The organism is Cyanobacteria bacterium GSL.Bin1 (assembly GCA_009909085.1).
Classification (GTDB): domain Bacteria; phylum Cyanobacteriota; class Cyanobacteriia; order Cyanobacteriales; family Rubidibacteraceae; genus Halothece.
This window is the reverse complement of record JAAANX010000105.1, coordinates 1-12,807: the sequence shown is the minus strand read 5'-3', so window position 1 is coordinate 12,807 and position 12,807 is coordinate 1. Positions and strand designations below refer to the sequence as shown.

Annotated in this window: 13 protein-coding genes and 1 pseudogene; 10 read left to right on the top strand and 4 right to left on the bottom strand. The window is 40.3% G+C overall.

Annotated features, from left to right (window positions below; genetic code table 11):
- Positions 1–372: 372 nt before the first annotated feature.
- Positions 373–1,653, bottom strand: a complete 1,281-nt coding sequence (locus tag GVY04_14340; protein ID NBD17266.1) for a sodium:proton antiporter — start codon at positions 1,651–1,653, stop codon at positions 373–375.
- A 163-nt stretch (positions 1,654–1,816) separates the two neighbouring features.
- Here GVY04_14340 and GVY04_14335 point away from each other — a divergent pair, with 163 nt between their 5' ends.
- The gene (locus tag GVY04_14335; GenBank protein ID NBD17265.1) at positions 1,817–2,212 is read left to right on the top strand and encodes a RidA family protein; all 396 of its coding nucleotides are present in this window, start codon (positions 1,817–1,819) and stop codon (positions 2,210–2,212) included.
- Positions 2,213–2,375: 163 nt separating this feature from the next.
- On the opposite strand, the gene GVY04_14330 is transcribed toward GVY04_14335, so the two are convergent.
- The 3 genes from GVY04_14330 to GVY04_14320 all read right to left on the bottom strand — a co-directional run bounded on the left by GVY04_14330 (position 2,376) and on the right by GVY04_14320 (position 4,444).
- Positions 2,376–3,065 carry a hypothetical protein gene (locus GVY04_14330; protein ID NBD17264.1) on the bottom strand — a complete coding sequence of 230 codons (690 nt, stop codon included), beginning with the start codon at positions 3,063–3,065 and terminating at the stop codon, positions 2,376–2,378.
- A 765-nt stretch (positions 3,066–3,830) separates the two neighbouring features.
- Entirely contained in the window at positions 3,831–4,208 is a 378-nt protein-coding gene (locus tag GVY04_14325) for a PIN domain-containing protein (protein ID NBD17263.1), read from the bottom strand.
- Entirely contained in the window at positions 4,205–4,444 is a 240-nt protein-coding gene (locus GVY04_14320) for a type II toxin-antitoxin system prevent-host-death family antitoxin (protein NBD17262.1), read from the bottom strand. Before GVY04_14320 ends, GVY04_14325 begins: the two co-directional genes overlap by 4 nt.
- A 273-nt stretch (positions 4,445–4,717) precedes the next feature.
- Between GVY04_14320 and GVY04_14315 the strand changes: the two genes are divergently transcribed.
- From GVY04_14315 to GVY04_14275, 9 genes and pseudogenes are all read left to right on the top strand, one after another.
- A complete protein-coding gene (locus GVY04_14315) occupies positions 4,718–5,359 on the top strand; it encodes an ATP-dependent protease (protein NBD17261.1) in 642 nt (213 codons plus the stop codon).
- A gap of 33 nt (positions 5,360–5,392) precedes the next feature.
- Positions 5,393–7,573 carry a transglycosylase SLT domain-containing protein gene (locus GVY04_14310; GenBank protein ID NBD17260.1) on the top strand — a complete coding sequence of 727 codons (2,181 nt, stop codon included), beginning with the start codon at positions 5,393–5,395 and terminating at the stop codon, positions 7,571–7,573.
- Positions 7,574–7,934: 361 nt separating this feature from the next.
- A pseudogene (locus GVY04_14305) lies at positions 7,935–8,231 on the top strand (AAA family ATPase).
- A 273-nt stretch (positions 8,232–8,504) separates the two neighbouring features.
- Entirely contained in the window at positions 8,505–9,140 is a 636-nt protein-coding gene (locus GVY04_14300) for a DUF4276 family protein (protein NBD17259.1), read from the top strand.
- A 55-nt stretch (positions 9,141–9,195) separates the two neighbouring features.
- Positions 9,196–10,077 carry a methyltransferase domain-containing protein gene (locus GVY04_14295; GenBank protein ID NBD17258.1) on the top strand — a complete coding sequence of 294 codons (882 nt, stop codon included), beginning with the start codon at positions 9,196–9,198 and terminating at the stop codon, positions 10,075–10,077.
- 46 nt (positions 10,078–10,123) lie between these two features.
- On the top strand, positions 10,124–11,065 hold the full coding sequence (locus GVY04_14290; protein NBD17257.1) for a homogentisate phytyltransferase: 942 nt from the start codon (positions 10,124–10,126) through the stop codon (positions 11,063–11,065).
- Between the two features lie 3 nt (positions 11,066–11,068).
- On the top strand, positions 11,069–11,647 hold the full coding sequence (locus GVY04_14285) for a tetratricopeptide repeat protein (protein ID NBD17256.1): 579 nt from the start codon (positions 11,069–11,071) through the stop codon (positions 11,645–11,647).
- A 225-nt stretch (positions 11,648–11,872) separates the two neighbouring features.
- Positions 11,873–12,118, top strand: a complete 246-nt coding sequence (locus tag GVY04_14280; protein ID NBD17255.1) for an Arc family DNA-binding protein — start codon at positions 11,873–11,875, stop codon at positions 12,116–12,118.
- Positions 12,115–12,516, top strand: a complete 402-nt coding sequence (locus tag GVY04_14275; GenBank protein ID NBD17254.1) for a PIN domain-containing protein — start codon at positions 12,115–12,117, stop codon at positions 12,514–12,516. Before GVY04_14280 ends, GVY04_14275 begins: the two co-directional genes overlap by 4 nt.
- Positions 12,517–12,807: the final 291 nt, after the last annotated feature.

Here is a 12,807-nt window from a genome sequence, read left to right as displayed (position 1 = left end):
TCTGGGTGTTGATGTTCTGGCACTTGCGATAGGTATTGGCACAAAAACCTTTGTGCAACCTTCCACCTTTGCCCATCGTTTGAGATGCCCGCCTAGAAACGGACTTGAGACGTTTGTCTCGTCGGCAGTGAACGCAAAGGCTGCGCGATCGCGTTTTTTGGCTAGGAAGCAGCGATCACGCTGTCTTTAGGAAATTTTTTAGCTGCACTATAACCAATCGCGAACAACTGATCGCAAAACTGGAACAAATTCCCGATGACCTCATTCCAGTCATGTTAGCGGGACTTAGACGAGAAAGAAGTGTAAAACATGGTACTATCTACTAAGTCCAAGTTTCTAGACTCGTCAACCTCATCTAATCTCCTAGAGTTGCTAACGTCGGGACATATCGAGCCACGGTAAACGAACCGGTAGATCATGAACGAGCTTCATCTCTGGCAGATCTTCACTGGCTTGTTCCATATGCTTTCCGTACCAGTTGGCAGCTGGAAAGGCGCTTAACCCATGAGCAAACACGCTCAGCAAAACGGTGATGACCATAACTGAGAAAATTAACTCTCGCCCAGCAATTGCTTTTTGGTTGAGCAGTAATAAGCCATATAAAACAGAGGCTACCCCTCTCGGACCAAACCATCCGACAAAGAAAGTTGTTGTCCATTGCAGATTTAAACCCATCGTACTAATCCTCACTCCAATCAAACGGACAAGAGTTAAGCTAATGACGGCATAAACAATCATTCGCCAGTTGAGACTCTCTAGAGTGGGAAAGACCATTGTTGCACCAAAAATTAAGAAAATAATTAGGATCAGTAATTGCCCTTCAGCTTCACCAAACTCATAAAGACACTGACAAATGGCAGTTGCTGTATTGCCAACTGTTAATCCCGCACAGAAAGCAGCAATCAGACCATTGCCACCGACTAATTCGGCACTGGCATAAGCCAGCACTGAGATCCCAATGACCGAAAGACTTTCAAAGGCCTGATTAATCAGTTTACGGTTGACACTTGCGCTCACTAGCCAACCAGCAATATAACCAATGGTAATCCCCACAAAAGGACCTAATAGGATTTGCTCAATGGTAAACACTAACCAAAAGGCGGTACTTTCTCCTTGACCTTCTATTTCTGCCAGAGAAAAGAAAAGCAAGAGAACAGGGATACAAATCCCGTCATTGAGACCGGTTTCGACATTAATCGCTTGACGAATACAGACCGGAACCCGCGAACTATTGACAACGGCTTGACTCAAAGCAGCATCAGTTGGAGCGAGGATCGTTGCTAGGACAGCAGCTTCCCAGGTATTTAACTGTTGGGGGAAAATCAAAACCCCCAAGATCGTTCCCAGACCAACAATAATGGGTAGTGCAATCCCTAACAAACGGAGAGGAAGGGTAAATTCCCATTCTAATCGTTGTAGGTTGATGCGAGAGGCATCTGTGAATAAAACTAAAATTAGAGTCAGTTCAGCAATGAGTCGAATTCCTTCACTGTCTGGATCAAGATTAATCAGTCCTAAGCCCTGTGGACTGAGGAAAAGGCCAAAGGTAACAAAGACCATCGGTGGTGTAATCACTGTTTTTTCTAGATATCCAGAAATGAGTCCAAACCCCAGAATGAAAAAGGCAACAATCGCAAAGGTTTCAATGGTCATGAACTTGATTGTGAGGTGTCAGTTATTTCTTAATTTTCTCAAGTTTGCTTGGAATCAAAGTTCTCATTCTCCAACTTGTCTTCTAATTTGAATCTGGCTTCAAAGAAGCGCAGGATTTCTCACCTTTAAGATAGAAAAGAAACCAACATCATCACTAAAAATAATGACTAAGAGACGGGTAATTCAAACTGACCAAGCAGCCGCGCCAGTGGGTCCTTATAATCAAGCGATCGCGGCTAAAGGAGAAATGATCTTTGTTTCCGGACAAGTCGCTCTTGATGCTAAGACAGGGTCTCTCGTTGGGGAGGGAGATATCGTTGCACAAACCAAGCAAGTCATGGCGAACGTCGAAGCAATTTTAAAGCAGGCCGATCTCAGCTGGGAAAATGTTGTTAAAACGACAATTTATCTGACCGATTTAAGTAATTTTAGTACAGTCAATGAAGTATATGGAACTTATTTTAAGGCGGAAACCGCTCCTGCCCGCGCCTGTATTGAAGTTTCCGGTTTACCGAAAGGGGCATTAGTGGAAGTGGAATGTATTGCCATGTCAAACTAGTCGTCCATCAGGTTTGAAAGGATGGGTCAAGGTAGGACAGGGGAGACAAGATCAGCACACTCATCCCTCAAGACAAAATTGATCGACCCCTACTCTTCTGGTTGTTTTCTCTAAAATCCTGCTAAGTTTTTGGCAATAAGTTGCAAAAGACGGTTGAATACTTTTAGGCAATCATCGAAGTATTAGAAAACGCTCCTGTTAGGTGGTCGTGGAAATTCACAATTAATTTGAGCTGGGGATGAGGTTCACAATCATGGAATAAAACTGTGTTATTAAGCTCTTCGTCTTTAGTGCGAACCACAACATCGCCCAAGAAGTGTGTCACACGAGGTTTCTCTAAACTATTGATTCTCCAAGCTTTTGGTGTCAACCGCGCTCTGAAACAGTCCTGATGAATGCAGATTTCCGAATAACTGACATCCGTATAGCAGAGAAGTTGACGAAACACACTATCTTGAGACCGAGCCATCATCGGTTGATCGATACGAATGAAACGTAATCCCTGATGAGTTTCATAGATTCGATAGGAACCATCAAGCATACGTTCCAAGGCTAGGTCAATTGCCCCTTTAACCAATGTTTGTCGGTCCTCATTGTGAACTTCGCTAACTGCTTCTCCGAGAGCTAACGTTTCAAAGATGGGGAGCCGAAAACCACTTTTGTTGATAAAAAAGAGTTCGTCAAGGTAGAGTTCCCTGAAATCAATATCTACCATCCACAGATTCTTACTGTTGAGGTAGACAATACCATTAAGGTTTTTGCTGATCCATGCTGTATCGCCTAGATGGTCAAAGATCGCTTCTTGAGTAATTTCAGATAAGGAATAGGTTTCTCTCTTTAAATTTGTCATCATTTAATTTTCCCTCTGTATTTTTAAAGCCGTTAATGGTTCAAATCTTTCGTAGTCAGTGTGATGCTAGAGAATCGGAGACGACGTTTGATCAGTAGCCGATTGACTGCTGTGGAGAAGTGGGAGTTACCTCATCCTTGAAATCTTTGACAAAATTAGAAAAATTACGTACACCGACAGGAAATACAAACCAAATGAGAGAGAGGAATATTAACAGAATTACTGAAAACCTGTCTAATTTCATCATCCTTATTCGTGTTCTATCAGTGAACATATCGTGATTTTATAGAATTTTCCGTAGTTTGTCAATATTTTTTTGTAAGTATGATTAACTAAAAAAATGATGTAATCCGAATTTTATCTGTGAATTTTTGTAATTTTATCGACTCTTTTTATCACATATTCTGAGTTGGAACTTGCGAAATTTAATCCATATTCTCTATTTCGTGTTTATGTCACCAAATTATTTAAGTTAAATTACAAAATAACCCGACGAAGGGAGACTATTCATCAATCACAACCAATAATCAAGTTTGCTACTATTGGAATCAACCTGATCACTTAAAGTCTGAATAGCGTATTTCAGAAGCAGACTCATTACACCCAATTAATCGCGCCACAATAAGAAAGGGTGTGTATCACATTCCTTTTCCACTCATACCGACTTTATTCTCCCGCTAACTGTCACGATTCGGGACAAAAGACTTTTATTTTCTCCAGTGAATGATCTTTGCGCGATATCGTTTAGATAAGTGACTAACTTCTGACTCAGGCTTTTAACAAGGGGACACCATATTGTTGAAACTTTTCATCTCTGGTCACAATTGTCAACTGATTACGAAAAGCTTGAGCAATCAGCATTCTGTCAAATGGATCCCGATGATAATTGGGTAAAGCCCCTGCATCTTCACCATCTTTAATAGAAATCACTAGAGATTCAAAACGATTTCTATGAATTGCTCCTTCTAAATCGGAGGGAGCTTCTAATTTTCCAAGTGTTTTCTTAATACTGATTTCCCATGCACTAACAGCACTAACCACAATTAAGTGATGGGGATTGGCAATTACGGATCGAGCGGGTTCAGATAAAGTCGGATGATCGGCTAACCACCACAGCAGAGTATGAGTATCGAGGAGATAGCTCATATTTCTTCTTCGTAGAAGGAATTAATGACTTCTTCAGGCGTGACATCAAAGTCATCAGCGATTTTGACTTGACCTGCCCAATCTCCAGGTTTTCTCGGTTCAGTGCTAGTCGTATAAGGAACGAGTCGGACAAGAGGTTGACCCGCTTTACTAATGATGACTTCCTCCCCAGCAAGTGCTAATTCGATTAATTGCGAAAGAGAGGTCTTGGCAGCATGAATGTTAATCATTTTCATGGCGAGACAAATTAGCTAAACTTAGCTTAGTTTACTTTGATTATAGGATAACGATTAGATTAGATCTTGGAGGGGGATATAGTGTTTTTCAAGATGGCACCACAGAAGGGCAGCCATAACTAATTGTTTGTTCTTTACTTAGCAACCAAAGGCAACTTCAATACTTAAATTCTTTAGTTACTGCCCGATGTTCTGTTCATCTCAATCATCAGAGAATTGTAAAAATTCGTTAAAGTAGAAGAAAATATAACTCTCTCGCACGTATAAGACACGATGGCATCCTCAACCTCTATGGCTGTAAGAGAACTTCCCCTTTTCCCTTTACCCGATGTAGTTTTATTTCCTGGTCGCCCCCTCCCGCTACACATTTTTGAGTTTCGTTATCGCATGATGATGAACACTATCTTAGAAACTGATCGTCGCTTTGGCGTCCTTATGTTTGATCCAGTTAAGGGAGATATTGCATCGGTGGGCTGTTGTGCAGAAATTTCCCAGTTCCAACGTCTTCCCGATGATCGCATGAAAATGCTTACCCTCGGACAACAACGATTCCGGGTTTTAAACTGGGTGCGCGAAAAGCCTTATCGCGTTGGCTTAGTGGAATGGATTGAAGATGAAGCGCCAGAAACTGATTTACGTCCCCTGGCTAGCGATGTAGAAGCCTTGTTAAAAGATGTGGTCAAGCTATCGGCAAAATTAACGGACCAAACCATTGAACTCCCTGACGATATCCCAGATTTACCTCGAGAACTATCCTTTTGGGTCGCTAGTAATTTGTATGGTGTCGCATCAGAACAACAAAGTCTGCTGGAAATGCAGGATACCAAAGCCCGCTTAGAGCGAGAAGCAGAAATCTTGGGCTCCACTCGCAATCATCTGGCTGCGCGCACTGCTTTGAAAGATGCTCTCAAATAACCTCATCATCATAAAAAACAAGGAAAATTTGGCATGAAGCCCTCTCCACGAATCCTGTTTTGGTTAATTGTGTTGGCTGTGGTAGGAAAGTTGGCAACTATCCTGTTGATGGGAAACAAACCTCAAGAGGTCAACCACAGCCGAGAACAAACAACAATTTTTTTGGAGCAAGAACCTACCAAAACCATTGAGGCTAATCCGAATCTTCCTTCCCAAGTGTTTCCTCTGGTGTCTTTACCGACGCCAGAACGAAGCCATAAACTACAATCCATTTTAGAAAGCAGTCATCAGCAAGACCAAAACCGGGCTCGTTACTTACTAGCTGTTACAGCTTTAGAAAATCAGCAGCCAGAGCAAGCACTGCAACACTTACAAGATTTAGAGAAAGATTATCCCTTATTAAAAGGACACATTCTCCTCAAGCGTGCAGAAGGCTACGATAGGCAGGGAGATAAAGCAAAAGCACAAGCAATTTGGTCTCACATTGTTGAAAAGAATTTTAATTCGGCCAGTGTTGGGGAGGCACTGTATCACTTAGGAGAAAAGAATCCTCAAAAATGGGACACTCTCGTGAGTCAGTTTCCCGAACATCCTCGTACTCATCAAATGATCAAGCAGCGCTTAGCGGCAAACCCCCATCAACCGGAATTACTAAAAATACTCGCTTATCATACTCCAGAAGCTGAGGGCATGACTCAGGTGCGCGATCAATTAGTGAATAACTATAGGAGTCAACTGAGTCCAAAAGACTGGGAAGTGATTGCGGAAGGCTACTGGGAAACCTGGGAATATGAGAAAGCAGGAAACGCCTATGGCAATGCGCCGAAAACGCCAAAAAACCTCTACCGGCATGGGAGAGGGCTACAAGTTAGTGGCAAAACCGCTAGCGCTGAACAGATTTATATGGAACTCCTCAATACCTTTCCAGATGCAGAAGAAACCGGATTAGCTTTACGTCGCCTAGCAGAGATGGTATCGCCTCAAGAGGGTATCTTCTACTTGGACCAAGTGATTAATCAGTTTCCAAAGGAAGCCCCAGACGCTTTGGTTGGTCAAGCACAGTTATTGGAAGCAGAAGGCAATTTTGAATTAGCCCAAAAAGCCCGAGACACTCTTTTAAATCATTACTCTCACTCTGATGTCGCAGCAGACTATCGCTGGGAAATGGCAGAAGAAGCAGCCCAACAAGGTAATTTAAAATCTGCTATTACTTGGGCAGAGGCGATTGTCCAAGAAAACCAGAATGATGCCTTAGCAGCCAAAGCCGGTTTCTGGTCAGGAAAATGGTTAGAACAGCAAGGAGAATCCACAGGAGCAGAACGTATCTTTCAGGAAACATTAGCTCAATATCCAGAATCTTATTATGCATGGCGTTCTGCCGTAAATCTGGGTTTACCCGTGGGAGACTTTGATACAATTCGCGATCAAATGCCAAAAGTCGTCAAACCCGCTTCCCGTCCTCTCCTTCCTGCCGGGTCTCAGGTTTTAAAAGAACTCTATCAACTTGGACAAGATGACGCAGCTTGGACGGTATGGCAAACTGAAACGAGCCAGTTGTCTTCTTTCTCTGTAGAAGAACAATTTACCGATGGCGTATTAAAGCTGACGCAAGAACAATATCTGAAGGGAATTGCTCAGATTTCATCGTTACAATATCGTGACCAACCTGCTGATGTTTCCCGTTGGCAACGTTTGCGTGAAGCATCAATGTATTGGCATGCTTTATTTCCCTTTCCCTACAAAAAAAATATCCTGAATTGGTCAGAACAACGAGAATTAAATCCTTTATTAGTCATGAGTTTAATTCGTCAAGAATCCCGCTTTGAAAAGGATATTGGCTCGATTGCGGGGGCAAAAGGATTAATGCAAATTATGCCTACTACAGGGGAATGGGTAGCAAATAAAGCCAATGTAAAAAACTATTCCTTAGTTGATCCAGAAGATAATATCAAGTTAGGAACTTGGTATTTGGATTACACACATGATCGCTATGATCATCATTCGATGTTAGCCGTAGCTAGTTACAATGCTGGACCCGGTAATGTTGCACAGTGGGTGAGGCGTTATGGTTTAGAAGATGCAGACGCATTTGTGCAGAACATCCCTTTCCCGGAAACAAAAGGCTATGTAGAAGCAGTATTTGGGAATTATTGGAACTATTTACGATTGTATAACCCAGAGATTCAAGCCCTAATTAAAACAGTTGAAGAGTGATTAAGGCGAGGAAACGTTTCCGCATAATCCAAATTATTCTAATTTTGATTATTTTTACAAAAAACTTTCTTCGATTTTTTAGTTACTACCCATTCTCCAAAGTAACTAAAAAATTGAAGCTTAAGTAATATATTTATAAGCTATTAAAATAATAAATTACTCTTATGAAAAATGATTTAAAAAGATATATTATAGCAAGTCGCAAAAATTGCTATAGAAACATCGAATTAATCATCTTTACCAACTAATTGAGTAATCGATTGAGTTTTTAGTTAATTTTTATAAGTGGTATCAACTCAATCAATATCTTTCTATAATGATAAAATGAACATAGTAGTATCAAATTATAACGTGCTTAGTAATGCCCCAACACTCTATCCTTAGAATAGAATACTTAAAAGTTCAGAACTATCGCGCATTACATGATCTTGAATTAAAAGACATAACTCCTTTAACAACATTTTTAGGTCCGAATGGAAGTGGTAAATCTACTCTATTCGATGTCTTTGCATTTCTAGAAGAATGTTTTACTAAAAGCTTAAGAAAAGCATGGGATAGAAGAGGACGATTTAAAGAGCTTCGTACTAGAGGAAAAGAAGGTCCGATTGTTATCGAATTAAAGTATAGGGAAAAGTCTAAATCTCCGGTAATCACCTATAGCAGTCAGGAATGATTCATGAGAAGAAGCCACATTCGAGGCGACGAGTACAGGGACGAGGGAATTAGTTTCTCACATCTGACTCCTGATTGCTATATCATCTTGCAATTAATGAAGAAAAACATCGTCCCTAGCAAAAAGAGCAGCAGATATCCAAGGAATTAAAGAATTTATGAATAATGGTGCTTTACTTGGTTCTCTTTGGATGGAAGATTTCTTTGATGTGGGCAACCCTCTCCAAATTGATTGATTAACAAATATAGGGAGATGAGTTTGCATTTAGAATTTTTAGTCGAGGAACTGTCCACAAAACAAGCCCTAAGTTTAATATTACCGAAAATTATGGGAGATGAAGTTTCATTTAAAATTCATGCTTTCAAAGGAAAATCTGACTTATTTAAAAAATTACCTGATCGATTAAAAGGATATCAAGAATGGATTGATGATACTTATAAGATTATTATTTTGGTAGATGAAGACCAAGAAGACTGTAAACAACTAAAACAACAATTAGATGATATTGCAAACAAAGTAGGATTAGTAACTAAGTCTTCAAGGAATAAAGCAGAATCTTTTCAAGTACTGAATCCGATAGTAGTTGAAGAGCTAGAAGCATGGTTCTTTGGTGATATTAATGCAATTTGCCAAGCCTATCCTAAAATTTCTCGTGATTTAGGAAGCAAAGCCAAATATCGTAATCCTGATGCAATTACTGGAGGAACTTGGGAAGCATTAGAAAAAGTTCTACAAAGTAAAGGTTATCATCTAGGAGGGTTAGAGAAAAACAATGCTGCAAGAGAAATTTCTAAATATATGAATCCAAAAACAAATCGCTCTAAAAGTTTTCAAGTACTTTATCAAGGATTATTGGAAATTATTGAATTATCGAATTACAGTCATCCTGATTAAGGATATATGATGATAAAATCAATAACTAATTATCAATAACAAAAAAATATTAACTATGCCCCGCAACTTAGAACAAGAAATCCAAGACTTCTATGATGCCTCAAGTTCTCTCTGGGAAAATATTTGGGGGGAACATATGCATCATGGCTATTATGGTCGCAGTGGGATGAATAAAGTATCTCGCCGGCAAGCCCAAATTGATATTATTGAAGAATTACTTCATTGGGGTAATCTGAGGGAGACACAGACCCCTCCGCAACATATCTTAGATGTGGGTTGTGGGATTGGTGGCAGTACTCTATATTTAGCGCAAAAATTTAACGCGACAGCACAAGGTGTCACACTCTCTCCTGAACAAGCAAAACGCGCCACAGAACGGGCAACGGAAGCGAATTTAGAAGAGAAAGTGCAGTTTCAAGTGGCCAATGCCTTAGCGTTACCCTTTGCCGATAATAGTTTTGATTTAGTTTGGTCATTGGAAAGTGGCGAACATTTCCCTGATAAAGCAAAATTTATTCAAGAAGCCGATCGCGTTCTCAAGCCAGGGGGAATGCTATTGATGGCGACGTGGTGTCATCGTCCCACTGATTCTCTAGCAGGGGAATTAACTGCTGATGAAAAGCAACATTTAGCAGAAATTTACCGGGTGTATTGTTTACCTTACGTCATTTCTTTACCTGAATATCGCGCGATCGCGCAAGAAGTGGGTTTTCAAGACATTAAATGCGATGATTGGTCACAAGCGGTCGATCCGTTTTGGAATATTGTCATTGATTCTGCATTTACCCCTCAAGCCCTCATGGGATTAATACAAAGTGGTTGGAAAACGGTTGAAGCTGCTTTATCTTTAGGATTAATGAGTCGGGGATACCATCGCGGCTTAATTCGTTTTGGTATTTTACAAGGAATTTCCGTCAGTGACAGCGAGACAACATGAGGTCATAATCAATGACGAATGATCAATAACAAATGACGAATGACTGATGACTTCTAATCTTGAAAAAAATTTATTCCGTGATCCAAGAGAGTGGTTACATAGCCTTTGGAAATTTTCTCGTCCTCACACCATTATTGGGACAACCCTCAGTGTTTTTGCTTTATATTTTATTACCATTGCTATTAATAATGTTCCCCTCAATTTAAATAATTTAATCCCGCTTTTATTCGCTTGGATAGCGTGTTTGGGCGGGAATGTTTATATTGTCGGTTTAAACCAATTAGAAGATGTTTCGATTGATAAAATTAATAAGCCAGACTTGCCAATTGCTGCTGGTGAATTTTCCTTAAAGCAAGCGCAATGGATTGTCCGATTAACGGGAACGCTTGCCATTTTATTGGGTTTCATTGCTAGTCCCTGGTTACTCTTCACAGTTGGGGTTAGTTTAGCAATTGGCACCGCTTATTCTTTACCGCCCATTCGTTTAAAGCGCTTTCCGTTTTGGGCAGCATTATGTATTTTTACAGTGCGAGGAATAATTGTTAATTTAGGCTTGTTTTTACACTTCAGTCAAACCCTGACTGAACAGCAATTCATTCCGCCCGCAATTTGGGCATTAACGCTATTTATATTGATTTTTACCATCGCGATCGCGATCTTTAAAGATGTTCCTGACTTAGAAGGCGATAAACAATATAACATCACCACCTTTACCCTGCTCTTAGGAAAACCAACCATCTTAAATATTACTCGTCTGATTATTAGTATTTGCTATATCGGAGTGATACTAGCTTCGTGGCGCTGGCTACCCGATGTCAATCCTCTCTTTGTGGGGATGACACATAGCGTATTACTCTTGCTACTGTGGTGGCGTAGCCAAAATGTAGACTTAGAAAATAAAATCGCGATCGCGCAATTTTATCAATTTATTTGGAAGTTATTTTATCTGGAATATTTACTGTTTCCTATCGCTTGTTTTTTAGCTTAAATTATGTCAGAACTTGATCCAAACACAACAAAAATTATTGCATTAGTAACCGTTTCGATTATTCTTCTTTTAGTTGGGGTAACTCTAGGAAGAAGTTTTCTCCTTTCCAGACGTTTTGAAAAAGCGTGTCAACTGTATGAAGATGAAAAATATGGGGATGCTATTCCCATTTTTAAGAAAATTATTGAGCGACAAAAGAGTAATGATTTAGCCAGATTATTACTGGGAAAATCTTTCGTGGGGCAAGGAAACTTAACGGAAGCCATTTCTACTTTTGAAACCTTAACCCAAAGTTCTCCCAAAAATGTTGATGCCTATATTGAATTGGGAAAAGTGTATATGCAGCAGGGAAAGATTGACAGCGCGATCGCGCAATTTGAACAAGGAGCAAAAATCAAGCCTAATCGATTTGCCGAACCGCATCGGGTATTAGGGTTAGCCTTAAAAGAAAAAGGAGAAACTAAAGCTGCACTCGCGTCTCTAGAGAAAGCGAAAAAACTCTATTCTGCTCAAAAAGCTTACCCGATGATCGAAGCAATTGATGAAGAAATCGATACCATCAGCGAACAAAGTAAAAAATAGAGGTCGCAATGGTAGAAACTCCTCTCAGAGGGCGTTTGAAAAGTGACTTCGAGTGTAAAAAAGCTCACTCGGTATAATCTGTGAAGAACGAATATTATAAGTGATTTCTATCTCAATCAAGAACAAAGAAACAAAGATTAGAAGCGTGCGGAGCGCAACTTGACAAAAAGACCAATTTAAACCACAATGGTTTCAAAATGGAATCATTCGCGGGGTGCTTCAATCATGGCAACAACAATTACTGTAAAAAACCTACCCGATGACATCTATGAACGTCTCAAAGAAGCTGCTAAAGCCAATCAGCGTAGTATTAACAGTGAGGTCATCGTCTGTCTGAAAAAAAACCTCCTCTCAGCAAAAGTTTCTCCCCAAGAACGGATTGATCGCGCTCGTCAACTTAGAAAATCTCTCAAAGCTGGCGATTTTAACCTCTCCGAAATTGCCAAGGGGATCGATTCAGACCGTCTATGATTGTTGTCGATACGAATATTATTAGTTATTTTTATCTGCCGACGGAGAAAACCACAGAAGTGGAGCGTCTCTTGATCCAAAACCCAGAATGGGCTGTCCCTATTCTCTGGCGCAGTGAATTTCGCAACGTTCTCGGTCTTTATTTACGCAAAGGGTTGTTAACCTTTGACCAGGCTTATGCCATAGTCGGGGAAGCTGAGATGTTGTTATGGGACAAAGAGTTTGAACTTGCTTCCTTTGATGTGCTGCGCTTGGTAGAGAAAAGCGGTTGCTCTGCTTATGATGGTGAGTTTGTCGCTCTAGCAATGCAACTGGAAACGGTACTGGTAACAGAAGATCAAAAACTGATTAAAGCCTTCCCTAAAACGGCTATTCCTTTGGCAGATGTGTTGACGTAAACTACCCTGAGCGCGATCGCGTAGCGTCTCCAGAGGAAATCAAAATGTTAGTATCAAGAACGATTTGATGCACGGGTTTCTCTGATCGCTTCATCAATGACATTCATAATTTCATCTTGAGAATAGAGTGACCAGTGACCATGATGGGGTAACCAAAGAACAAAAAAATTAGAGTAATCCAAGAAAAAAGTTATCCGAAAGTGATCCAGGTTTAGCTCCAATCTCAACAAACCATTTCTCTAATCCTGGTAAACGTTGAAACTGCTTTTCAAGGTTCGCCATCGCTTTCTG

What these genes read in the sequence shown, in the direction of transcription:
- GVY04_14340 (NBD17266.1), bottom strand. Translation starts at nt 1,653, where the DNA reads ATGACCATTGAAACCTTTGCGATTGTTGCCTTTTTCATTCTGGGGTTT.
- GVY04_14335 (NBD17265.1), top strand. Translation starts at nt 1,817, where the DNA reads ATGACTAAGAGACGGGTAATTCAAACTGACCAAGCAGCCGCGCCAGTG.
- GVY04_14330 (NBD17264.1), bottom strand. Translation starts at nt 3,065, where the DNA reads ATGATGACAAATTTAAAGAGAGAAACCTATTCCTTATCTGAAATTACT.
- GVY04_14325 (NBD17263.1), bottom strand. Translation starts at nt 4,208, where the DNA reads ATGAGCTATCTCCTCGATACTCATACTCTGCTGTGGTGGTTAGCCGAT.
- GVY04_14320 (NBD17262.1), bottom strand. Translation starts at nt 4,444, where the DNA reads ATGAAAATGATTAACATTCATGCTGCCAAGACCTCTCTTTCGCAATTA.
- GVY04_14315 (NBD17261.1), top strand. Translation starts at nt 4,718, where the DNA reads ATGGCATCCTCAACCTCTATGGCTGTAAGAGAACTTCCCCTTTTCCCT.
- GVY04_14310 (NBD17260.1), top strand. Translation starts at nt 5,393, where the DNA reads ATGAAGCCCTCTCCACGAATCCTGTTTTGGTTAATTGTGTTGGCTGTG.
- GVY04_14295 (NBD17258.1), top strand. Translation starts at nt 9,196, where the DNA reads ATGCCCCGCAACTTAGAACAAGAAATCCAAGACTTCTATGATGCCTCA.
- GVY04_14290 (NBD17257.1), top strand. Translation starts at nt 10,124, where the DNA reads ATGACTTCTAATCTTGAAAAAAATTTATTCCGTGATCCAAGAGAGTGG.
- GVY04_14285 (NBD17256.1), top strand. Translation starts at nt 11,069, where the DNA reads ATGTCAGAACTTGATCCAAACACAACAAAAATTATTGCATTAGTAACC.
- GVY04_14280 (NBD17255.1), top strand. Translation starts at nt 11,873, where the DNA reads ATGGCAACAACAATTACTGTAAAAAACCTACCCGATGACATCTATGAA.
- GVY04_14275 (NBD17254.1), top strand. Translation starts at nt 12,115, where the DNA reads ATGATTGTTGTCGATACGAATATTATTAGTTATTTTTATCTGCCGACG.